This window comes from Streptomyces sp. NPDC104313, from assembly GCF_055583985.1.
On record NZ_JBVJMW010000017.1, the window covers coordinates 19,312 to 41,027 of the forward strand.

The 21,716-nt window shown below is 72.1% G+C and carries 21 protein-coding genes and 3 pseudogenes; 20 read left to right on the top strand and 4 right to left on the bottom strand.

From position 1 onward, the window contains the following. Window positions 1-116: 116 nt before the first annotated feature. The 11 genes and pseudogenes from ald to ACZ60Q_RS30400 form a co-directional block, all read left to right on the top strand. Window positions 117-1,232, top strand: a complete 1,116-nt coding sequence (gene ald, locus ACZ60Q_RS30350; protein WP_469640880.1) for an alanine dehydrogenase — start codon at window positions 117-119, stop codon at window positions 1,230-1,232. A gap of 368 nt (window positions 1,233-1,600) precedes the next feature. Further along, on the top strand, window positions 1,601-2,719 hold the full coding sequence (locus tag ACZ60Q_RS30355) for a ParA family protein (protein WP_469640770.1): 1,119 nt from the start codon (window positions 1,601-1,603) through the stop codon (window positions 2,717-2,719). After that, window positions 2,716-3,273 carry a hypothetical protein gene (locus ACZ60Q_RS30360; protein WP_469640881.1) on the top strand — a complete coding sequence of 186 codons (558 nt, stop codon included), beginning with the start codon at window positions 2,716-2,718 and terminating at the stop codon, window positions 3,271-3,273. Before ACZ60Q_RS30355 ends, ACZ60Q_RS30360 begins: the two co-directional genes overlap by 4 nt. A gap of 84 nt (window positions 3,274-3,357) precedes the next feature. After that, window positions 3,358-4,338, top strand: coding sequence for a segregation and condensation protein A (locus tag ACZ60Q_RS30365; RefSeq protein ID WP_469640771.1), 981 nt, complete (start codon window positions 3,358-3,360; stop codon window positions 4,336-4,338). Next, on the top strand, window positions 4,338-5,006 hold the full coding sequence (gene scpB, locus ACZ60Q_RS30370; protein WP_469640772.1) for an SMC-Scp complex subunit ScpB: 669 nt from the start codon (window positions 4,338-4,340) through the stop codon (window positions 5,004-5,006). Before ACZ60Q_RS30365 ends, scpB begins: the two co-directional genes overlap by 1 nt. After that, entirely contained in the window at window positions 5,006-6,331 is a 1,326-nt protein-coding gene (locus ACZ60Q_RS30375; RefSeq protein WP_469640773.1) for a pseudouridine synthase, read from the top strand. The genes scpB and ACZ60Q_RS30375 overlap by 1 nt, the downstream gene beginning before the upstream one ends. A gap of 129 nt (window positions 6,332-6,460) precedes the next feature. After that, a pseudogene (locus tag ACZ60Q_RS30380) lies at window positions 6,461-6,556 on the top strand (nicotinamide riboside transporter PnuC); the annotation flags it as partial. Further along, window positions 6,557-6,820 (top strand): annotated as a pseudogene (locus tag ACZ60Q_RS30385) (AAA family ATPase); the annotation flags it as partial. Further along, window positions 6,817-7,572, top strand: coding sequence for an NUDIX hydrolase (locus tag ACZ60Q_RS30390; protein WP_469640774.1), 756 nt, complete (start codon window positions 6,817-6,819; stop codon window positions 7,570-7,572). The pseudogene ACZ60Q_RS30385 and the gene ACZ60Q_RS30390, both read left to right, overlap by 4 nt. A gap of 141 nt (window positions 7,573-7,713) precedes the next feature. Continuing rightward, window positions 7,714-8,739, top strand: a complete 1,026-nt coding sequence (locus tag ACZ60Q_RS30395; RefSeq protein ID WP_469640775.1) for an ADP-ribosylglycohydrolase family protein — start codon at window positions 7,714-7,716, stop codon at window positions 8,737-8,739. Between the two features lie 47 nt (window positions 8,740-8,786). Then, window positions 8,787-8,992 (top strand): annotated as a pseudogene (locus tag ACZ60Q_RS30400) (SRPBCC family protein); the annotation flags it as partial. On the opposite strand, the gene ACZ60Q_RS30405 reads toward ACZ60Q_RS30400, so the two are convergent. Continuing rightward, window positions 8,958-9,701 (bottom strand): nucleotidyltransferase domain-containing protein, encoded by a 744-nt coding sequence (locus tag ACZ60Q_RS30405; RefSeq protein ID WP_469640776.1) that lies wholly within the window; start codon window positions 9,699-9,701, stop codon window positions 8,958-8,960. The pseudogene ACZ60Q_RS30400 and the gene ACZ60Q_RS30405 overlap by 35 nt on opposite strands. A 364-nt stretch (window positions 9,702-10,065) precedes the next feature. On the opposite strand from ACZ60Q_RS30405, the gene aroH reads away from it, so the two are divergent. The 5 genes from aroH to der all read left to right on the top strand — a co-directional run bounded on the left by aroH (window position 10,066) and on the right by der (window position 14,542). Then, on the top strand, window positions 10,066-10,428 hold the full coding sequence (gene aroH, locus ACZ60Q_RS30410; protein ID WP_469640777.1) for a chorismate mutase: 363 nt from the start codon (window positions 10,066-10,068) through the stop codon (window positions 10,426-10,428). Continuing rightward, window positions 10,425-11,510, top strand: a complete 1,086-nt coding sequence (locus tag ACZ60Q_RS30415) for a prephenate dehydrogenase (protein WP_469640778.1) — start codon at window positions 10,425-10,427, stop codon at window positions 11,508-11,510. Before aroH ends, ACZ60Q_RS30415 begins: the two co-directional genes overlap by 4 nt. Before the next feature lie 145 nt (window positions 11,511-11,655). Beyond that, window positions 11,656-12,351, top strand: coding sequence for a (d)CMP kinase (gene cmk, locus ACZ60Q_RS30420; protein WP_469640779.1), 696 nt, complete (start codon window positions 11,656-11,658; stop codon window positions 12,349-12,351). Then, window positions 12,348-13,004, top strand: a complete 657-nt coding sequence (locus tag ACZ60Q_RS30425) for a lysophospholipid acyltransferase family protein (protein ID WP_469640780.1) — start codon at window positions 12,348-12,350, stop codon at window positions 13,002-13,004. The genes cmk and ACZ60Q_RS30425 overlap by 4 nt, the downstream gene beginning before the upstream one ends. Window positions 13,005-13,072: 68 nt before the next feature. After that, the gene (gene der, locus ACZ60Q_RS30430; RefSeq protein ID WP_469640781.1) at window positions 13,073-14,542 is read left to right on the top strand and encodes a ribosome biogenesis GTPase Der; all 1,470 of its coding nucleotides are present in this window, start codon (window positions 13,073-13,075) and stop codon (window positions 14,540-14,542) included. A gap of 79 nt (window positions 14,543-14,621) precedes the next feature. On the opposite strand, the gene ACZ60Q_RS30435 is transcribed toward der, so the two are convergent. Continuing rightward, a complete protein-coding gene (locus ACZ60Q_RS30435; protein WP_469640782.1) occupies window positions 14,622-14,963 on the bottom strand; it encodes a hypothetical protein in 342 nt (113 codons plus the stop codon). Between the two features lie 137 nt (window positions 14,964-15,100). Further along, window positions 15,101-15,883 carry a hypothetical protein gene (locus tag ACZ60Q_RS30440; protein WP_469640783.1) on the bottom strand — a complete coding sequence of 261 codons (783 nt, stop codon included), beginning with the start codon at window positions 15,881-15,883 and terminating at the stop codon, window positions 15,101-15,103. Between the two features lie 559 nt (window positions 15,884-16,442). On the opposite strand from ACZ60Q_RS30440, the gene ACZ60Q_RS30445 reads away from it, so the two are divergent. The 4 genes from ACZ60Q_RS30445 (at window position 16,443) to ACZ60Q_RS30460 (ending at window position 20,207) form a co-directional block, all read left to right on the top strand. Next, window positions 16,443-17,726, top strand: coding sequence for a glycosyltransferase family 4 protein (locus ACZ60Q_RS30445; protein WP_469640784.1), 1,284 nt, complete (start codon window positions 16,443-16,445; stop codon window positions 17,724-17,726). After that, the gene (locus ACZ60Q_RS30450; protein ID WP_469640785.1) at window positions 17,723-18,556 is read left to right on the top strand and encodes a transferase; all 834 of its coding nucleotides are present in this window, start codon (window positions 17,723-17,725) and stop codon (window positions 18,554-18,556) included. The genes ACZ60Q_RS30445 and ACZ60Q_RS30450 overlap by 4 nt, the downstream gene beginning before the upstream one ends. Before the next feature lie 77 nt (window positions 18,557-18,633). Beyond that, window positions 18,634-19,599 carry a helix-turn-helix transcriptional regulator gene (locus tag ACZ60Q_RS30455; protein WP_469640786.1) on the top strand — a complete coding sequence of 322 codons (966 nt, stop codon included), beginning with the start codon at window positions 18,634-18,636 and terminating at the stop codon, window positions 19,597-19,599. 392 nt (window positions 19,600-19,991) lie between these two features. Continuing rightward, window positions 19,992-20,207: an I78 family peptidase inhibitor gene (locus ACZ60Q_RS30460; protein ID WP_469640787.1), complete on the top strand. Its 216-nt coding sequence runs from the start codon at window positions 19,992-19,994 to the stop codon at window positions 20,205-20,207. Window positions 20,208-20,329: 122 nt separating this feature from the next. Here ACZ60Q_RS30460 and ACZ60Q_RS30465 read toward each other — a convergent pair whose 3' ends face one another. After that, entirely contained in the window at window positions 20,330-21,361 is a 1,032-nt protein-coding gene (locus ACZ60Q_RS30465; protein WP_469640788.1) for a phosphatase PAP2 family protein, read from the bottom strand. Window positions 21,362-21,716 lie beyond the last annotated feature (355 nt).

Here is a 21,716-nt window from a genome sequence, read left to right on the forward strand (position 1 = left end):
TCCTTCATTAGACTGGCTCTGTCGCGTTCCTTCGTGGCGTCTCCATTTATGCTGTATATGTCCGGGTGTGCCACGTTCTGCCCGGATGACCCTCCGAGCCAAGGACCGTGATCGACGTGAAGGTCGGCATCCCCCGCGAAGTCAAGAACAACGAGTTCCGGGTGGCGATCACCCCCGCCGGAGTGCATGAGCTCGTCCGCCACGGCCACCAGGTCGTCATCGAGCACGACGCCGGCGTCGGCTCGTCCATCACGGACCAGGAGTTCGTCGCCGCGGGCGCGCGGATCCTGCCCACCGCCGACGAGGTCTGGGCCGCCGCCGACCTGCTGCTGAAGGTCAAGGAGCCGGTCGCCGAGGAGTATCACCGTCTCCGCAAGGGCCAGACCCTCTTCACCTACCTGCACCTCGCCGCCTCCCGTGAGTGCACCGACGCGCTGCTGGCCTCCGGCACCACCGCCGTCGCCTACGAGACGGTCGAGACCGCGAACCGCGCCCTGCCGTTGCTCGCCCCGATGTCCGAGGTCGCGGGCCGGCTTGCCCCGCAGGTCGGCGCGTACCACCTGATGCGCTCCGTCGGTGGCCGCGGTGTGCTGCCCGGCGGCGTCCCCGGCACCGCGGCGGGCAAGGCCGTCGTCATCGGTGGCGGCGTCTCCGGCTGGAACGCCACACAGATCGCCGTGGGCCTCGGCTTCCACGTCACGCTGCTCGACCGCGACATCAACAAGCTGCGCGAGGCCGACAAGATCTTCGGCACCAAGGTGCAGACCGTCGTCTCCAACGCCTTCGAGCTGGAGAAGGCCGTCGTCGGGGCCGACCTCGTCATCGGCGCCGTGCTGATCCCCGGGGCCAAGGCCCCGAAGCTGGTCACCAACGAGCTCGTCGCCAAGATGAAGCCCGGAAGTGTACTTGTCGACATTGCAATCGACCAGGGTGGCTGCTTCGAGGACTCGCGTCCGACGACCCACGCCGAGCCGACCTTCCAGGTCCACGACTCGGTCTTCTACTGCGTCGCCAACATGCCCGGCGCGGTGCCCCACACCTCCACCTATGCGCTCACCAACGCGACGCTGCCCTACATCGTGGAGCTCGCGAACCGCGGCTGGGCCGACGCCCTGCGTCGCGACGCCGCTCTCGCCAAGGGTCTCAACACCCATGAGGGACAGGTGGTTTACCGCGAGGTGGCCGAAGCGCACGGTCTCCCGCACGTCGAGCTGAGCACGCTCCTCGGCTGACGGGTCAATCGCCTCCGTCAACATCGGGACTCCGGCCGGACCTTGCCGAGCAAGGTCCGGCCGGATGCGTATCGGGCCCTGTGGGGCCCTTGCGCAACTCGTGCCGAACGTAACCCTTTACCCGTTTCGTACAGCGGTGAAATGTGTGGCTTGGTCGCTGTGCACCCTTGACAGCGAGGTGTTCGATTGCCGACACATCGGGCCGGGTCCGGCGGATTGTGTTGCTGCGGACCGGTGACACGCCATAGAGTCGCCAATCGTCGGCATGGTGCCACGCTGACCTATCGATAAGTTTCCTGGTCACGTCCAAGGAGGTAAGACGACTTGTGAATGAGTCGACAATTACTCCCGGGGGTGGTCAACCAGGGATGCCCGCACGGGGTCTGAGCCCGATCGGGCTCGAAGCTGTCGGCTCCGTCGCTGTCCGCACCTTCGCCACCCAACAGCACATGACGACAGCCCCCCAGATGATGGACGGCCTACACGTGAACGCCACGGCCGGCAACGAGAGCAGCCGGGACACCGACCGCTTCGCCGACTTCGCCGAGGTGCCCGAGGGGCACTTCTACGACCCCGACGCCGAGTACGAGCCCGATCCGGAGTACGCGGCCACCCTCGCGCCCGACGCCGCGCGTCAGCGCCGCGAGCGCATCGGCCCGACCGGACGGCCCCTGCCGTACTTCCCGATCCCGGGCCCCCTGACCGACCACGGCCCCGCGAAGATCATCGCGATGTGCAACCAGAAGGGCGGCGTCGGCAAGACCACGTCGACCATCAATCTGGGCGCCGCGCTCGCGGAGTACGGACGCCGGGTCCTGCTCGTCGACTTCGACCCGCAGGGTGCCCTCTCCGTCGGCCTCGGGGTCAACCCGATGGAGCTCGACCTCACCGTCTACAACCTGCTCATGGAGCGGGGCATGGTGGCCGACGACGTCCTGCTCAAGACCGCGGTCCCCAACATGGACCTGCTGCCCAGCAACATCGACCTCTCCGCGGCCGAGGTGCAGCTCGTCAGCGAGGTGGCCCGCGAGTCCACGCTCCAACGCGCCCTGAAGCCGCTGATGGCCGACTACGACTACATCGTGATCGACTGTCAGCCCTCGCTCGGCCTGCTCACCGTGAACGCCCTCACAGCCGCTCACAAGGTCATAGTGCCGCTCGAGTGCGAGTTCTTCGCGCTGCGCGGGGTGGCGCTGCTCACCGAGACCATCGAGAAGGTCCAGGAGCGGCTCAACCCGGAGCTGGAGCTCGACGGCATCCTCGCCACCATGTACGACTCCCGTACGGTGCACAGCCGCGAGGTCCTGGCGCGCGTCGTCGAGGCCTTCGACGAGCACGTCTACCACACGGTCATCGGGCGCACGGTCCGCTTCCCGGAGACCACGGTCGCCGGTGAGCCCATCACCACCTACGCCTCCAACTCGGTCGGCGCGGCCGCCTATCGACAGCTCGCCAGGGAGGTGCTCGCCCGGTGTCACGCCGAGTGAGTCTGCCGGGGGCCGACGAACTGTTCCGTACCACCGGAGGCGGGATGGGCCTCCAGCCGTCCTCCCCGGCGGAGCGGCGGCGCAAGGCGAACGGCGAGCCGCGGGTGCCCGCGCCCGCCGGGGAGAGCGACCCCTCCGGCCAGGCCCCGCCCGCCGACCGTGAGGAGCACACCGCGGCCGACGCCGACGGTGGCGACGCGCGCGGCCGCGGTGGCGAGGACGAGCGTTCCCCGTCCGCCAGGGCCGCCCCCGGTGAGCGCTCCGCCGCCCCGGCCGAGCAGCCCCCGGCGGTCCAGCAGCAGCGCAGGCGCGGCGGTGGACGCGGCGCCAACCGCCGCCCCAGCGGCCGGGAACGCCACGACGAGAAGATCACGGTCTATGTCTCCGCCGAGGAACTGATGGACCTCGAACACGCCCGGCTCGTCCTGCGCGGCGAGCACGGCCTCGCCGTCGACCGCGGCCGCATCGTCCGCGAGGCGGTGGCGGTGGTCCTGGCCGACCTGGAGTCCCGGGGCGACGCGAGCATCCTCGTACGGCGGCTGCGCGGCCGCTGAGCGGCACGGCGCGGGTAGCCTGCCCGGCAGGGGCCCGCCGACCGGCGGGACCCGTCCGCGCCGCCGCCCCACCCCTGGACCACCATGCCCACGCCCGACGACCCCGCCACCCGGCGCCGCCGTGCCCTGGGGCGGGGGCCGGGTGCGGTGGCACCGCCCGTGGCGGCGGAGCCCGTACCGGAGCCGGAGGCCGTACAGCCGGAGCCGGAGGCCGTACGGGAGCCGGAGGTCGACGACAAGCGCTTCACCGTCCGGCTGGTGAATTTCGAGGGCCCCTTCGATCTTCTCCTCCAACTGATCTCCCAGCACAAGCTGGACGTGACCGAGGTCGCCCTGTCGAAGGTCACCGACGAGTTCATGGCGTACATCCGGGCCATGGGCCCCGACTGGGACCTCGACCAGGCCACCGAGTTCCTCGTCGTCGCCGCCACGCTCCTCGACCTCAAGGCCGCCCGGCTGCTGCCCGCCGCCGAGGTCGAGGACGAGGCCGATCTCGCGCTCCTGGAGGCGCGGGACCTGCTCTTCGCGCGGCTGCTCCAGTACCGCGCGTACAAGCGGATCGCCGAGATCTTCCAGGGCCGCCTGGAGTCGGAGGCCCGCCGCCACCCCCGTACGGCCGGCCTGGAGGACCAGCACGCCGCGCTGCTGCCCGAGGTGGTCATCAGCATCGGGCCCGACGGCTTCGCCGAGCTCGCGGTGAAGGCGATGCGGCCGAAGCCCGAGCCCCAGGTGTACGTGGACCATATCCACGCCCCGCTGGTCAGCGTCCGGGAGCAGGCGGGCCTGGTGGTGGGGCGGCTGCGCGAGGCCGGGGTGGCGGTGAGCTTCGCGGTGCTGACCGAGGACGCGCCGGACACCCTGACCGTGGTCGCCCGGTTCCTGGCCCTGCTGGAGCTGTACCGCGAGAAGGCCGTCACCCTCGACCAGGACGAGGCGCTGGGCGATCTGCTGGTGGCCTGGTGCGGCGGGGCGGACGCGGAGCCGGTGGTGACGGACGAGTTCGACCAGGAGATCCAGGAGATCCAGGAGCTGAACAAGGTCGTCGACGAGGAGGACGTACGGTAATGAGCGCGCAGCCGACCGCACAGGACGACGGACCGGACGACGGGGACGCGGTCGCCGCGCTCGATCTGAAGCCCGCCCTGGAGGCGGTCCTCATGGTCGTCGACGAGCCCGCCACCGTCGACCACCTGGCCAAGGTGCTCCAGCGACCCCGCAGGGCCGTGGCGGACGCGCTGCGGGAGCTGGCCGACGAGTACACCGTGCAGCGCCGGGGCTTCGACCTGAGGTTCGTCGCGGGCGGCTGGCGGTTCTACACGCGCCCCGCGTACGCGGCGGCCGTGGAGGGTTTCGTCCTGGACGGCCGGCACGCCCGGCCTACCCAGGCCGCGCTGGAGACCCTGGCGGTGGTCGCGTACCGGCAGCCGGTGAGCCGCTCGCGGGTCTCGGCGGTGCGCGGAGTGAACTGCGACGGCGTCATGCGGACCCTCCTCCAGAGGGGCCTGGTGGCGGAGGCGGGCGCGGAACCCGAAACAGGTGCGATCCTGTACAGGACGACGAACTACTTTCTGGAGCGAATGGGCCTGCGCGGCCTGGACGAGCTCCCGGAGCTCGCGCCCTTCCTCCCGGAGGCGGACGCGATCGAGGCTGAGACGCTAGAGGGTGTGCCGTCGTTCGATCCGGACGCACCGGACACCCCGGATACTCACGCAGACGACAAGACGGAATTTTGATGCGAAGCAGTGGCAGGAACAGCGGAAGCGGCAACGGCGGGAGCGGCGGCCGGAGCAGCGGCGGCGGCAACCGGAACCCCCGGAGCGGCGGCGGCGCGGGCAGCGGCGGACGCAGCGGCGGCGGGTCCTTCCGCCAGGGCCAGGGCGGCGGCCAGGGAGGCGGCCAGGGAGGTCGTCCCGGCGGCCAGGGCGGGCGGCCCGGAGCCCCGGGCGGCCGTCCCTCCGGTCAGGGCGGCCGTCCCTCCGGCCAGGGAGGCCGTCAGGGCTCTCAGGACGGGCGTCCCAGCTACCAGGGTGCCCGCGACGAGGAGCAGCGCCCCCGCCGTCCCCGCCCGGAGGAGCGCCGCTACGACGTCGGCAACGACGCCCCCGGCGCCCGGTCCGAGCAGGACGGCCCCCGCAAGGGCCGCGGCTCCGCGGCCCGGGGCGGCGCCAAGGGCGGCCCGAAGCCCGCACAGAGCGGCAGCGGCCGCAGCGGCGGTTTCCGCCGCGCCGCCCCCTCGCGCCCCCGCGAGCTGGACGCCAAGATCGAGCAGCGCAACCGCGACCGGTATGCGAACAAGCCCGAGATCAACCTCCCCAAGACCCACCCGGGCGCCGAGGAGGAGGGCGAGCGGCTGCAGAAGGTCCTCGCCCGCGCCGGCATGGGCTCGCGCCGGGCGTGCGAGGAGCTGATCGAGCAGTCCCGCGTCGAGGTCAACGGCGAGATCGTTGTCGAGCAGGGCATGCGCGTCGACGTGCACCAGGACGAGATCAAGGTCGACGGCCTGACGGTCGCCGCCCAGTCGTATCTCTTCTTCGCGCTGAACAAGCCCGCCGGGGTCGTCTCCTCGATGGAGGACCCGGACGGCCGTCAGTGCCTCGGCGACTACGTGACCAACCGCGAGACGCGGCTGTTCCACGTCGGTCGGCTGGACACCGAGACGGAGGGCATCATCATGCTCACCAACCACGGTGAGCTGGCCCACCGCCTCACGCACCCCAAGTACGGCGTGAAGAAGACCTACCTGGCCGCCGTCCAGGGCCCCCTGCCGCGCGACCTGGGCAAGCGGCTGAAGGACGGCATCCAGCTGGAGGACGGCTACGCCCGCGCCGACCACTTCCGCGTCGTCGAGAACACCGGCAAGAACTACCTGGTCGAGGTGACCCTCCACGAGGGCCGCAAGCACATCGTGCGCCGGATGCTGGCGGAGGCCGGCTTCCCGGTCGAGCGCCTCGTGCGGACGTCCTTCGGGCCGATCCCGCTGGGCGACCAGAAGTCCGGCTGGCTGCGCCGCCTCACCAACACCGAGGTCGGCATGCTGATGCGCGAGGTCGGCCTCTAGCCGCACCCGCACCCCTGCGAAGGCCCGCGGCCGGTTCTGTTCGGAAAGTTCGAACAGAACCGGCCGCGGGTCTTTCGCTGCCCCCGTCCAGTCTTTATAGTCAGAGTGACTATTAAGGAGGGGGTGGGTGTGAGCCTCGCGGACGTACTCGATCCCCTGCGACAGCCCCTGGTGACCGTCCTGGACACCCCGGTCAGCTGGACCGAGGTGCTGGGCTTCACCAGCAAGATCGCCGACCGTACCGCCCACCACCTGTGGCTGCTCACCGACCACGAGGGCGTCGCCTTCGAGGGCGACGGCCTGCGTGGCGGCGAGGAGCCGCACCCCTGGACGACCGACCGCTTCCGCGCCGAACTCACCCGCACGGGAAGGCGGTTCATCGAAATGACCGGCCCGCCCGAGGCCCGGCTCGCCGCCGCTGTCACCGCTGTCGACGAACTCCTCGCCACCGGCTGGGACTTCGCCGCACCCCTCCCGGAGAAACGATGAGCACCCCCGCCCCCGGGGGCTACGACCCGCACGCCTTCGCCCCGTTCGCGGTCACCGTCGATCTCGCGGTCTTCACCATCCGCGAGGCCCGGCTGCACGTGCTGCTCGTCGAACGCGGCCAGGAGCCCTTCCGCGGCCGGTGGGCGCTGCCCGGCGGCTTCCTGCTGCCCCACGAGTCCGCAGGAGACGCAGCCCGCCGCGAACTCGCCGAGGAGACCGGCCTCGGACAGGACACCGTCGGCGCCCTCCATCTCGAACAGCTGCGCACCTACACCGCCCCGGACCGTGACCCGAGGATGCGGGTCGTCTCCGTCGCGTACGCCGCGCTCCTGCCGGACCTGCCCGAACCGCGCGGCGGCGGCGACGCGGCCAGCGCCCGGTGGTGGGACGCGAGCTCCACCGGACCGCTGGCCTTCGACCACGACCGGATCCTCGCCGACGCCCACGACCGGATCGGCGCCAAGCTCGAATACAGCTGCCTGGCCACCGCGTTCTGCCCCGCCGAATTCACCCTCGGCGAGCTCCAACAGGTCTACGAGACCGTCTGGGGCGTCGAGCTCGACCGCCCCAACTTCCGGCGCAAGGTTCTGAGCGCGCCGGGCTTCGTCCAGCCGGTCGACGGCCCACCTCGGCGCACCGGCGGGCGGGGCAAACCGGCCGCCCTCCACCGGGCGGGCGACGCCACCGCCCTGCACCCGCCGCTCCTGCGCCCGCCACGACCGGACGCCTCCGTGGCCATGCCGGACTCCTGAGCCGCGTCGCACTCCGCCAACCCGTCGGTCCGCAGCTCCTTCGCATTCCGCAGCTCCTTCGCACTCCGCAGCTCCTTCGCACTCCGCAGCTCCCTCGCACTCCGCAGCACCGTCGCACTCCGCACCGGAAGGACGAGACAGATGACCATCACCACCCCGCCGCTCACCAAGCAGGCGGCCACCGGTGTGCTGACCGGGCTCGCGCTCGGCGACGCCCTGGGCTTCCCCACCGAGTTCAACGATGTGCCCGCCATCCTCGCCAAGTTCGGCCCCTGGCGGCAGATCCCCCTCCTGAAGCCCGCCATCGTCTCCGACGACACCCAGATGACGATCGCGCTGGGCCGGGGCATCCGTACCGCCATGGACAGTGGGCTGCTCACCCCCGAACGGCTGGTGGGCCCGGTCAGCGCGGAGTTCGTCGCCTGGTACCACTCGCCGGACAACAACCGCGCCCCGGGCAACACCTGCCTCACCGCCTGCCGCCTGCTCGAATCCAGCCGCGTCTGGCAGGAGGCCAGCCAGCCGCACTCCAAGGGCTGCGGCGCCAACATGCGGGTCGCCCCCGTCGGCCTGGTCCCCGGTCTCAGCGAGGAACAGCGTGCCGGGGCCGCCCAGCTCCAGGCCGCCCTCACCCACGGCCACCCCACCGCACTGACCGCCTCCGACCTGCTGGCCCGCGCGGTGTTCCTGCTCGCCCAGGGCGCCGAACCCCTCGGCCTGATCGGGCGGCTGCGCAGCTACGCCTACGAGAACCGGGGCCGCTACCACACCCGCTGGCTCGGCGACCTCTGGCGCCACGCGGGCGACGCCACCCCTCAGGCGTACATCCAGCGCGGCTGGGACGAGTGCCTGACCGCCCTGGGAGGCGTCCAGGACGCGCTGCGCGATCCGTCCCCGGAGACCGACCCGTGCGAGCGGACCGGCGACGGCTGGATCGCCGAGGAAGCCCTCGCCACCGCGCTGCACTGCTTCCTGCTGTTCCCCGAGGAGCCCGTCACGGCTCTGCGCCGGGCCGCCTGCACCCGGGGCGACTCCGATTCGATCGCCTGCCTGACGGGAGCGCTCGCCGGGGCGCACCTGGGCGCGGCGGCCTGGCCCAAGGAGTGGTCGGAGCGCATCGAGTACCGCAGCGACCTGCTGTCCCTCGCCGCGCTCTGGGACGCTTGAGCCGAACCGGCCGTCGTGCGCGTCATCGTTTCGCCGACAGGACCTCCCTCCATCACGCGGGCGTGGTCACCTTCCACCGGCTCGACGACATATCGAGCCGCGTCGCCCCGCAGATCGAGTACGCCCCCGGGGGTTCATCGAGCACCTGGGGCCGCTGACCGACCTCGACTCCGCCCTGACCAACTACGACCTGGGCGAATTCCAGAAGGTGGCCGAGCTCACGGCCGTGTCGGGCGGTCCCCGGACGGTGTGAACCCGGCTCGGCCCGGAGCGCGATCCGCCGAAGCCCGCCGGGTCCGGACGAGGAAGTCCTCCACGGCCGCCCGGTCGGGCTCGGGCGGCAGCGGGGAGCCGATCGCCGCCTCGTCGTTCTCCTTGCCGAGGCGGTTCATCCGGCGCTCCACCTCCGGCCAGGGCACCTCGCCCCGCTTCACCGCCAGCAGCTCCTGACGGGCCTCGCCGACGTCGACGCGCAGCTCGCCCGTGCGCAACAGGTCCCGGCAGCTCGCCAGCAGCCGCAGCAGATGCATCGCGTGCTTCCAGCGCGGCGCGCCAAGGACCCGTACGTCGGCCTCCAGCCTCTTTTGCTGGCCCAGCGCGTACCGGACGAACGTGCCGTGCGCGAGTCGCGACAGGAACGCCCCGCGCAGCGCCAGAAGCTCACGGCCGGTGTCGTCCACGGATTCCACCAGAGGGGAGTGCAGGCACTCCAGCACGTTCGGGTTGGCCCGCAAGGCCAGCTCGCAGAAGCGTTCCAGCTCCCAGGAGAACTGCTCCGGCGCCGGGCCCTCCACATGCGTCGGCGGCTTCTCGAAGCGCCAGAACAGCGGGGTGGGCGCGAGGAAGACCCCGCGCCGGTCCGTATCGCTGTCCTGCGTGGCCAGCCCGAACGCGCGCGAGCCCATCACGCAGGCGTAGACCGTGCGGTCGCGTACGAGTGCCTCGTCGGCGGCGGTACTCATGCCCGCGAGCGTACGTGCGCGGTGGCCGCCGCGTCTCGGAGATTCCGGCCCGCACTCAGCCCAGCCGGATCGAGCCCCCCGAGACGGTGATCCGCTCGGCGGGCAGCGGCCGGGGCGGCGGGCCTCCGGGTGAAGCACCCGGGCGGACCGCGCGCCCGCCCGGGGGCGACAGAGGCCCTGATGGCCCTGACCGTTGCGACGGCCCGCGCTCCGGGGCGTCCCACGGACGTCACCGCCCGTCTCACGGACGGAACACCGTGATCGCTTCCACCGCGGCCGATCTAGGCTGAGGTGAGCACTCGGCCGCGCCACGGAGCGCCGGGCCGCAGGCGTGGACGATCGGGCGAAGAGCGAGGAGTGCGACGTGACGGTACGAGCGGTCCGGGGCGCCGTCCAGCTGGACCGGGACGAGGCCGGGCACATGGACCAGCGGGTCGGTGAGCTGCTGGAGGCCGTCCTGGACCGCAACGAACTCGTCGCCGACGACCTGATCAGCATCTGGTTCACCGCCACCCCCGACCTGCACAGCGACTTCCCCGCCGCCGCCGCGCGCGGCCTGGGGATCGTCGACGTACCCCTGATCTGTGCCCAGGAGCTGGACGTCGACGGGGCCATGCCCCGGGTCGTCCGTATCCTCGTGCATGTCGAGACCTACCTCTCGCGCGCCGAGATCAGCCACGTCTACCTCGGCGCCACCGCCGCTCTGCGCAAGGACATCGCCCAGTGAGAACCGCCCTCGTCATCGGAACCGGGCTCGTCGGCACCTCCGCCGCCCTCGCACTGGCCGGCCGCGGCATCCACGTGCATCTCGTCGACCACGACCCCGCCGCCGCCCGCACCGCCGCCGCGCTCGGGGCCGGCACGGACGAGCCGCCCCAAAACCGGGTCGACCTGGCGATCGTCGCCGTACCGCCCGCGCACACCGCCGCCGTCCTGGCCGGGGCCATGCGCGACGGGGTGGCCCGCGGTTACCTGGACGTCGCCAGCGTCAAGGGCGGCCCGCGCCGCGAGCTGGAGGCGCTCGGTCTCGACCTCACCCCGTACATCGGTACGCATCCGATGGCGGGCAAGGAACGCTCCGGCCCACTCGCGGCGACCGCCGACCTCTTCGAGGGCCGCCCCTGGGTCCTCACCCCGACCCGGGACACCGACACCGAGGTGCTCAACCTGGCGCTGGAGCTGGTCGCCCTGTGCCGGGCCGTCCCCGTCGTCATGGACGCCGACGCCCACGACCGGGCCGTCGCCCTCGTCTCGCACACCCCGCAGCTGATCTCCTCGATGGTCGCCGCCCGGCTGGAGGAGGCCGACGAGACCGCCGTACGGCTGTGCGGACAGGGCATCCGCGACGTCACCCGGATCGCCGCGTCCGACCCCCGGATGTGGGTGGAGATCCTCTCCGCCAACCCCGGCCCGGTCGCCGACGTCCTCGCCGGCCTCGCCGCCGACCTGGCGGAGACCGTGACCGCGCTGCGGGGCCTGCACTCCGCCGACGAGGAGAAGCGGCGCGCGGGCACCGACGCCATCGAGGACGTCCTGCGCCGCGGCAACGCCGGCCGCGTCCGGGTCCCCGGCAAGCACGGCGCGGCCCCCACCGCCTACGAGACCGTGGCCGTCCTCATCGGCGACCGGCCGGGCGAGCTGGCGGCGATCTTCGCCGACGCCGGCCGGGCCGGGGTCAACATCGAGGACATCCGCATCGAGCACGCCACCGGCCAGCAGGCGGGCCTCGTCCAGCTCATGGTCGACCCCAGCGCCGCCCCGGTCCTCGGCACGGCACTCCAGGAACAGGGCTGGTCGATCCGCGGCTGACCGGGCCCCGCACGGCGAGGCGCCGCCACGCCCGCCAGGGTGGCCCGTCTCCCCCGTACGGGGTACGAGGGCCCGCCCGGTACTCGGTAACCTGGTACGAGGCCGTCTCCAAGGCCCGTCCGTCCCCGCACCGTGTACCAGGAAGGTGTCCACCACCGTGGAAACCGCACGCTCCTCCGTGATCGTCGCCATCGACGGGCCCTCGGGCACCGGCAAGTCGAGCACGTCCAAGGCCGTCGCCGCCAAGCTCGGCCTGAGCTACCTGGACACGGGCGCGCAGTACCGGGCCATCACCTGGTGGATGCTGAACAACGGCATCGACGTCGGCGACCCGGCCGAGATCGCGACCGCCGCCGCCAAGCCGGTGATCGTCTCCGGTACCGACCCCGCCGCCCCGACGATCACCGTCGACGGCGAGGACGCCGCCGGCCCGATCCGTACCCAGGAGGTCACCTCCAAGGTCAGCGCCGTCAGCGCCGTCCCCGAGGTGCGGGCGCTCATCACCGAGCTCCAGCGCTCCATCGCCGCGGCCGCGGCCGGCGGCATCGTCGTCGAGGGCCGGGACATCGGCACCACCGTGCTGCCCCACGCCGACCTCAAGATCTTCCTCACCGCCTCCCCGGAGGCCCGCGCCGCCCGCCGCAGCGGTGAGGTCAAGGGCTCCGACCTGACCGCCACCCGCGAGGCCCTGATTCTGCGGGACGCAGCCGACTCCGGCCGCAAGACCTCGCCGCTCGCCAAGGCGGATGACGCCGTCGAGGTGGACACCACCGAACTGACCCTCCAGCAGGTCATCGAGTGCGTCGTCACCCTCGTCGAGGGGAAGCGGGTCGCCGCGTGAGCGATGCCACAGGCGCGCCCACGCTGCGCGGAGCGGCCGTCGGGCGGTCCATCGGCATCGGTCTGATGTACGGGCTGTTCAGGCCCCGGGTCCTCGGCGCGTGGCGCGTGCCCGCCGCCGGACCCGTCATACTCGCGGTGAACCACTCCCACAACATCGACGGACCGATGCTGATGGGCACCGCACCCCGGCCGGTGCACTTCCTGATCAAGAAGGAGGCGTTCGTCGGCCCCCTCGACCCGTTCCTGCACGGAATCGGGCAGATCGAGGTGGACCGCAGAGTCGTCGACCGCACCGCCATCACCCACGCGCTCGGCGTGCTGGAGGACGGCGGCGTCCTCGGGATCTTCCCCGAGGGCACCCGGGGCGAAGGGGACTTCGCCTCGCTGCGGGCCGGACTCGCGTATTTCGCGGTACGCGGCGGGGCTCCGATCGTCCCCGTGGCCGTCCTGGGAAGCACCGAGCGCCGCGGACGGTTGATACGGGGGCTGCCTCCACTGCGCAGCCGGGTCGACGTCGTCTTCGGCGACGCGTTCGACGCGAGCGCCGGCGACGGGCGGCGGACGCGCAGGGCGCTGGACGAGGCGACCCTGCGGATCCAGGCGAAGCTGACCGACCACCTGGAACGTGCCAAGCGCCTCACCGGGCGATAGGCGAGACTTGAGTAGTGGACCGCGCTGATCGCGGTCCATCGATGATGATGCAAAGAGGAACGGACTTCATGAACGACCAGATTCACTCCGACGGCTCGGGCCACGAGCACGGAGCACTTGGCGATGCCGAGTTCGCGGAGTTCATGGAGCTCGCCGCGCAGGAAGGCTTCGACCCCGAGGAGGTCGAGGGAGCCCTCGACGAGGCCGGTCACGGCCCGCTCCCCGTGCTCGCCGTCGTCGGCCGCCCCAATGTCGGCAAGTCGACCCTGGTGAACCGGATCATCGGCCGCCGTGAGGCCGTCGTGCAGGACAAGCCCGGCGTCACCCGCGACCGTGTCAGCTACGAGGCCGAATGGGCCGGACGCCGCTTCAAGGTTGTCGACACCGGCGGCTGGGAGCAGGATGTGCTGGGCCTCGACGCCTCCGTCGCCGCCCAGGCCGAGTACGCCATCGAGACGGCCGACGCGGTCGTCTTCGTCGTCGACTCCACCGTCGGGGCCACCGACACCGACGAGGCCGTCGTCAAGCTGCTGCGCCGGGCGGGCAAGCCCGTCGTCCTCTGCGCCAACAAGGTCGACGGACAGAGCGGCGAGGCGGACGCCACCGCCCTGTGGTCGCTGGGCCTCGGCGAGCCCTACCCGGTCTCCTCGCTGCACGGCCGCGGCACCGGCGACATGCTGGACGCGGTCCTGGAGGCCCTGCCCGAGGCCCCGGCCCAGAAGTTCGGCACCGCCCTCGGCGGCCCCCGCCGCATCGCTCTGATCGGCCGCCCGAACGTCGGCAAGTCCTCCCTGCTGAACAAGGTCGCGGGCGAGGACCGGGTCGTCGTCAACGAGCAGGCCGGCACCACCCGCGACCCGGTCGACGAGCTGATCAAGCTCGGCGGCATCACCTGGAAGTTCATCGACACGGCCGGCATCCGCCGCCGCGTCCACCTCCAGGAAGGCGCGGACTACTACGCCTCGCTGCGTACGGCCGCCGCCGTGGAGAAGGCCGAGGTCGCCGTCGTCCTGATCGACTCCAGCGAGTCCATCAGCGTCCAGGACCAGCGGATCATCACCATGGCCGTGGAGGCCGGACGTGCCATCGTCGTCGCCTTCAACAAGTGGGACACCCTCGACGAGGAGCGCCGCTACTACCTGGAGCGCGACATCGAGACGGAGCTCGCGCAGATCTCCTGGGCCCCGCGCGTCAACGTCTCGGCCCTCACCGGCCGGCACATGGAGAAGCTCGTCCCGGCGATCGAGACCGCGATCGAGGGCTGGGAGACCCGCGTCCCCACCGGACGGCTCAACGCCTTCCTCGGTGAGATCGTCGCCTCCCACCCGCACCCGATCCGCGGTGGCAAGCAGCCGCGCATCCTCTTCGGCACCCAGGCGGGCACCAAGCCCCCGCGCTTCGTGCTTTTCGCCTCCGGCTTCCTGGAGCACGGCTACCGCCGCTTCGTCGAGCGCCGCCTTCGCGAGGAGTTCGGCTTCGAGGGCACCCCGATCCACATCTCCGTCCGGGTCCGCGAGAAGCGCGGTCGCAACAAGTAGCGTCCGTGCACGACGAAGCCTCGGGCCGCTCTCGCGAGAGCGGCCCGAGGCTTCGTCGTGCGGCCTTCGTCGTGCGGCCTCAGGAGTCCCGTGACCCCGGCGGCAGCGCCGCGGGCCCGGGGCGCCCCGCATGCCGTCCGACCCGCTGCCAGGAGCCGAGGCTCCCGGAGTGCTGGCTCTGCCCGCCGCTCCCGCTCCGGCCGTTGTGCCCGCCGTTGCCGCTGTGACCGGAGGGAGCGGGGTGGCCGCTCAGCGCGGTCCTGGAGGCGAAGAGACCAGCGCCGAAGGCGGGGAAGCCGAGATTCTCCTCGCCGCTCCGGTCGCCCGGCAACGCCCGGAACGAACGCCGGTACTCGGAGTACAGCGCGTCGTAGATCGGGGTGGGGGACACGCCCCCCGACGGATCCTGCGAAGGACGCATAGCGGGGATCTGACTCTGATACTGGCGGGAGGAGTCGTATGAGTGCACGTAGGTGCCAACGACCTCACCGCCCGTCGGATGCGGCTCCGCCGGAGAAAACGCTGTTCGGCGGGGGTGTCCGAGCCGGCCGGACACGATCAGGTCCCGGCCAGCGGCATCGACGCGGCGACCAGCAGCCCGTTGACCGCGGCCTTCTCCAGGGCATCCCGGAGCAGGTCCTCGCGCGGCTGCTGGCCGATGGTGCCGGCCGGGGCGGCGAAGACGAGGACCGTCTGCGACTTGTTGACCGCGGCCCGCCAGCCGTCGGTCACCTGGAGCGGCTGGTGGGCCTGCCACCAGGCGACCGGGTTGCCGCCGCCGGCGCTCGGCTGCAGCACGGCGTGCAGCTGGCCCACCGCCAGCAGCACGGACCAGCCAGCGAGGACCTCCGGCAGCCGGTTCATGTCGGGGGCGGGGCGGAAGCCCTGCTCCAGCAGCAGCTGGAGGAACACGTCGCCCCCGCTGCCATCGGTGCCGGGCCGGGCGACGGGGCCGGTCGGTTCGACGACCAGGGCCGGGCGGAGATCGTCCTCGATGAGGACGAGTCCGCTGGTAATGCCGAGGACGGCCTGTTCGGGCATGCGTCCCTCCGTGTTCTTCTGCTCGCTTCCGGTGATGCTGCGCACCGCGCCCTGGAGCTGGTCCTCCGCGACCTTGACGACCTGCGAGGGGATGCACGTCGCGTGGGCGAACGCGAGGACGGCGGTCTCGTCGCCGATGAACAGCACCGTGCTGGTGCGTTCCTGGTCGGAATCGCCGGGGGTGCGGCAGGAGGTGCAGTCGTAACTGCCCGGGGCGTTGTCGCCGACGAGCAGCCGGTCGGCTTCGTCGTCGCCGATCTCGGCGCGTACGTCCTGGCTGACGTCGAGCATGCGCGGCACGGGGGGCTCCTCGAACTCGGTGCGTGGGCCGGGTGGTTCCCGGGCTCCATGAAGAGACAACGCGGGATCCGTGGCCGGGGTCACGCACCGGGGCGCACGGAAGTGCGGCACAGGTCGACACATCGGTACGTCGAGCAGTCGATGTACGGCGTACGGCCTTTCGCGCGGTCTGCGCACGGCTCCGGTCCGATCGGCGTACGGGCCCCGCCCCCGGCGACGTACGGCTCTCGCGTTCCGTCCGGAAGTTTTTACCGGGGCGCAGGCAACCTCGCGGCATTCTCCTACGTCAAGCCCGAGGGAAGTCCTGACGAACGGGGAGCGGGTAGCTGTCCGGGTTACCGCACCGGTGGCTCGTGCGCGGGCCCGTTGCTTACGGGGCTTGCGGCTATCCGGATTGAATGCCTCCGGAACCCGCAGGTCAGCGCCGGTCCGGCGGCGGAGCGGGGATACCGTGAGGGATGTCGCGGATGCTTCGGGATTTCCCGGTGTATTTCGGGCGGAAATTCGCCGGGAAGTGCAGACTTGACAAGGCCGGGTCGACAGGGGAAACAGCGAAACCATGCATATTTCTTTTCTTCTGCACAATGCCTACGGAATTGGAGGAACGATCCGGACGACGTTCACGCTCGCCCGTACGCTCGCCGAGCAGCACGACGTCGAGATCGTGTCCGTCTTCCGGCACCGTGACGCCCCCGACCTCGGCGCGCCCGAGGGCGTGACGCTGCGCCACCTCGTCGACCTGCGGAAGAAGAGCGCGACGTACGACGGCGGCGAAGCCGAACACGCCCGGCCCGCCGCGGTGTTCCCGCGCGGGGACAGCAGGCACAAGCAGTACAGCAGGCTCACCGACGCCCGCATCGCCGCCCATCTCCGGGCTGTCGAGGCGGACGTCGTCGTCGGCACCCGCCCCGGGCTCAACGTGCACCTCAGCCGGGGGACCCGCCGCGGACCGGTGCGCGTCGGGCAGGAACACCTGACGCTCGACAGCCACAACTACCGGCTGCGCCGCGAGATCGCCCACCGGTACACGCTGCTCGACGCGCTCACCACCGTCACCCGTGCCGACGCGGACGACTACCGAAGCCGGCTGAAGCTGCCGGGCGTGCGGATCGAGGCCATCCCCAACGCTGTTCCCGAGCCCGCCTGTCCGCCCGCGAGCGGCGACCTGAAGTGGGTCGTCGCGGCGGGCCGGCTGCACCGGGTCAAGCGCTACGACCTCTTGGTGCGGGCCTTCGCCCAGGTGTCCGCGGCCCGCCCCGACTGGCGGCTGCGCATCTACGGCGGCGGGGACGCGACCGGCGACGAACAGGCGTCGCTGCGCACCCTCATCGACGGACTCGGCCTGCACAACCATGTGTTCCTGATGGGCTCGGCCAACCCGATGGAGGCCGAGTGGCCCAAGGGGTCGATCGCCGCCGTCACTTCGGACCGCGAGTCCTTCGGCATGACGATCGTCGAGGCGATGCGCGGCGGTCTGCCGGTCGTCGCCACCGACTGCCCGCACGGCCCGGCCGAGATCGTCGAGGACGGCGTCGACGGGCGTCTGGTTCCGGTCGGCGACCCGGACGCGATCGCCGCCGCGCTGCTCCAGCTGATCGAGGACGACGAACTGCGCCACCGGATGGGCGGGGCCGCGCTCGGCGCCTCGGCCCGCTTCGACCCGGCGCGGATCGCCGAGCGCCACGAGAGCCTGTTCACCGAACTCGTCGCCCGAGGCGCCCAGGGGCATGGGCACGGTGCCCTGCGCACCGCATTGCATCGCACCCGGGGCAGTGTCCTCGACGGGGCCTACGCCCTGCGCTACAAGGCCGCCGACGTGCTCCGCAAGGGAAGGGCCGCATGACCCCCGCCATAGCCACCGTACGGGCCGACTGCACCGCCGATCCGGCCGGGACGCTCACCTTCGACCTGACCGCCCCGGCCTCCGCCCCCGCGTCCGTACTGCTCCTTCGGCGCCGGGGCGCGGCCGGCCGCAGGCCCGGCGGCACGGTGCGGATCCCGCTCAGCGGGTCCGGCCCCGGGCGGCTGCGGGCGGTACTTCCGGCCTCCACCGAACTGTCCGAGGGACGCTGGGACGCCTATGTGGAGGAACCGGGATCCGAGACCGCCCGGACGGTGGAGCCGGGGCTGCGGGACCTGCGGGCCCTCGTCGACCGCAGCCCGGACACCGGAGCCGCGGGCGTCAGGGCCCGGGTGCCCTACCCGACCGCCGACGGCCGGCTCGCCCTGCGTTGCTGGGTCCGCGCCCCGCACGCCGAGGCGGGAGCCGTCGTGGTCGGCCCGGCCGGTATGACGGTCGAGGGCATGCTGTACGGCGCCGCCGTGGGGGAGGGGGCCGCCGTGGAGGCCCGGCTGCCGGGGGAACCGGCCCGGGCGCACAGCTTCCCGCTGACCCCCGCCGAGGGGCCGTCCGGCGGCTTCGCCTGCACCCTGCCCTACGGCCCGCCGGCCGAGGGGCCGGTGGACGAGGCGCAGCTGTGGCAGCTGTGGCTGGTCCCGGCGGCGGGCGCGGCCGGGGTCAGGATCTCCCGCATCCTCGACGACGTCTGGTCCCGGAACAAGTCCTTCGTCTACCCGGCCCGCGAGGCGGCCTCCGGAGTGCTCGCCACTCCTTGCTACACCGCCGACAACGACCTCTGCCTCCGGGTGGAGCCCGGACCGGCGGACCGCTGAGCGAAGGGATCGCTGAGCGAGGGGATCGCAGGGATTGCGGACGGAAGCTGTCCGCAATCTCTGGCAGACTCGCCCGCATGTTGGAGACCTCGGCACGACTGCTGCGCCTGCTCTCACTGCTCCAGGCCCACCGGGACTGGTCCGGCGCCGATCTGGCCGACCGGCTCGGCGTCACCCCGCGCACGGTGCGCCGGGACGTCGACAAGCTGCGCGACCTGGGCTATCCGGTGAACGCCAGCCGGGGCACCGGCGGCGGCTACCAGCTCGGGGCCGGCGCCGAGCTGCCGCCGCTCCTGCTGGACGACGAGGAGGCCGTCGCGGTCGCCGTCGGCCTGCGCACGGCCGCCGGACAGGGCATCGAGGGCATCGGCGAGAGCTCCGTACGGGCGCTGGCCAAACTGGAACAGGTGCTGCCGAACCGGCTGCGCCGCCGGGTGAGCGCGCTCGGCGCGTACACCGTGCCGATGCTGCACGGGGCGGACGACTCCGCCGTCGACCCCGCCGTTCTCACCGAACTGGCGACCGCCTGCCGGGACGCGGAACGGCTCCGGTTCGCCTACCGGACCCACGGCGGGGAGGTTTCGCGCCGGACCGTGGAGCCGCACCGCCTCGTCTGCACCGAGCACCGCTGGTATCTGGTGGCCTGGGATCCGGACCGGGCGGACTGGCGCACCTTCCGGGCGGACCGGATCACCCCGACCCCGCCGCACGGCCCTCGTTTCGCCCCGCGCACCCCGCCGGCGGACGATCTGGCGGCGTACGTCTCCCGGGGCGTCGCGGTCTCGGCGTACGCGGCGCGGGCCGTGATCCTGCTGAAGGCCCCGCTGGCGGAGGCCGCCCGGCGGGTGTCGCCGTCCGCCGGGGTGCTGGAGGCCGTGGACGCGGACACCTGCCGGCTGACCGCGGGCGCGCCGGACCTCACCGTGCTGGTGATCCACGTGCTGATGATGGGGATCGATTTCGAGGTGATCGAGCCGCCCGCGCTGACCGGGGTCATGCGGGAGGCGAGGGACCGGCTCACACGCGCGCTCGACGGACCGTGAGACTCCGGGTGTGGGCGCCCGCCCGCCGCACCGCGCCCGGCGGGTGGGCGGGTGGGGGAAGCGTGCGGATAAGGAAAGGCCGGTTTACGGGGGTGGGGAATTCCGATGTCCCACCATGTGGGCAGCACTCCCCGATGGGAAAAGAAGCAGGTCATCCCACGATTCCGGAAGGCTTCCAGTACCCCCTGGCGGCGGTGAACGGGGGTTTCCCGTTAATGTGTGCCGATGCTTCCGATCGGGCCGTTCGGGTGAATAGGACCGCGTATACATGTGTGGGGATCCTGTGACACAAGCGTGACCGCCACGGCACGGGGAGACGCACGGGAGCGCACTCCCGGAGGCCCTCCCGGCCCGGCCTTCCGTCACGGTCCGGGGCCGCCTACGGTGAGGGCATGGCATCTCTACCGACCCCTCCAGCACAGCCGGACGACGCCGTCGAGTCCTACGTCGGTCTCGCCGCCGACGCCGCCGAGCGGCAGGCCAGGAGCCGCGGCTGGGACACGGTCCGGTCCGTTCCCCCGGGCACGTTCCTCACCATGGAGTTCCGGCGCGGCCGCATCAACTTCCAGGTCGAGGGAGACACGGTGACGCGCTGCTGGGTGGGCTGACCCGCCGGCCGCTCCGGGCCCCGACGGCCGAAGGCCCCGACCGAGGTCGGGGCCTTCGGCGCGTACCGATGAGGCTGTGCGCACCCCGTCCCCGCGTTCGCGGGGGAGCGGGGTCAGCCGGGTCAGCCGCCGGTCATCGGGCGTGCCGGGCTGCCGGTGCCGCGTGCGCCCCGTTCCGTGTGCGGCGGCGGACGACGGACGCCCGCCGGGGCGACCGGGGCGCCGGTCGGACGGGGGGAGAGCCCGCCGTGGGCCCGTGCCCTCGCGCCCGACGCCGGATGTCCGACGGGGAGCACCGGCTCGGCCGTGACGGTCACGGTCTCGGTCTCGGTCTCGGCGGCGACGCCGTCGGTGGCCATCGACTGCGGCAGCAGCACCGGCTGCGGCCCGGCCCCGGTCACGGGCGTCGGGCGGGCGCCGCCACGGTGCTCGCGCCACCGCTCACGCATCGCGAAGATCCACACCTCGGTCCGGGCGATCAGCGGCTCGAACCACGGCAGCGCCAGCAGGATGAGCAGCCCGGCCGCCCAGCCCAGCACGACATCGCTGAGCCAGTGCGTACCGATGTACACGGTGGTGAGGCCGACGCCCAGCGAGACCGTCGCGGACACGGCCGACAGATAGCGCCTGGCGCGCGGCGTGGTGGCCAGATAGGCGAGGATTCCCCAGGTCACGACGGCGTTCGCGGTGTGCCCGGAGGGAAATATATCGCCGCCGGCGAACATCTCGGCCGAGCCGATCTGCGTCGCGTAGTGCGGGCCGAGCCGCCCGAGCCCCAGCTTGACCGCGCCCACCGTCACATTGAGCAGCAGCAGGGACGTGCCGAGGACCAGCAGCGGACGGAGCGTGTGCTGACGCCAGGAGCGCCAGCCCAGCCAGCAGGCGACCATCACCGCTGTGGGGCCGCGCTGGCCGAGCACGACGTAGTAGTCCAGGAAGGCGTGCAGTTCGGGCCACTGCTGATAGGGCCGGAACAGCATGACCTTCCAGTCCAGGGTCACCAGCCAGGAAGTGATCAGCACCGCGAAGACGATGGCGAGATAGAACGCCAACGTCCCGCCGAAGAGGGCGATGCGGTGACGACTCATCCGCGGTGCCTCTATCTTCGGCGGTTCCGGCTCCCGGTCCAGCCGGGCAAAGATGTCGGTACGCACCCAATCGACGTTACAGCGAGTGAGTGTGCGAGCAGGCCAATCCGGGCTCTTTGTGATGACGATGTGATGTGGACCGTGTCTCGGAACGGCGTCTTTTCCGGGCGCCGAGAAGAATCTCCGTGATCTTGTGGGCAATTGGCCGCCGGTTCCGTTCGTAAGCGTGTTTGATCTCTCGGGAAAAGAGGCGCACCGGAATCCGCGGCAATTGATCCCGCCATTCGGGGGAGGCGCACGCTGTCGCGCCGCGCCCCGCGACGCCCGCCCGGGCCCCGGAGCGGCGGCCGTCCCGGCTCCCCGGCGGGAGCCCCCCGGCCGGCACCGTAATGGCGTACGCCACACTGTCCGGCGGGCCGGG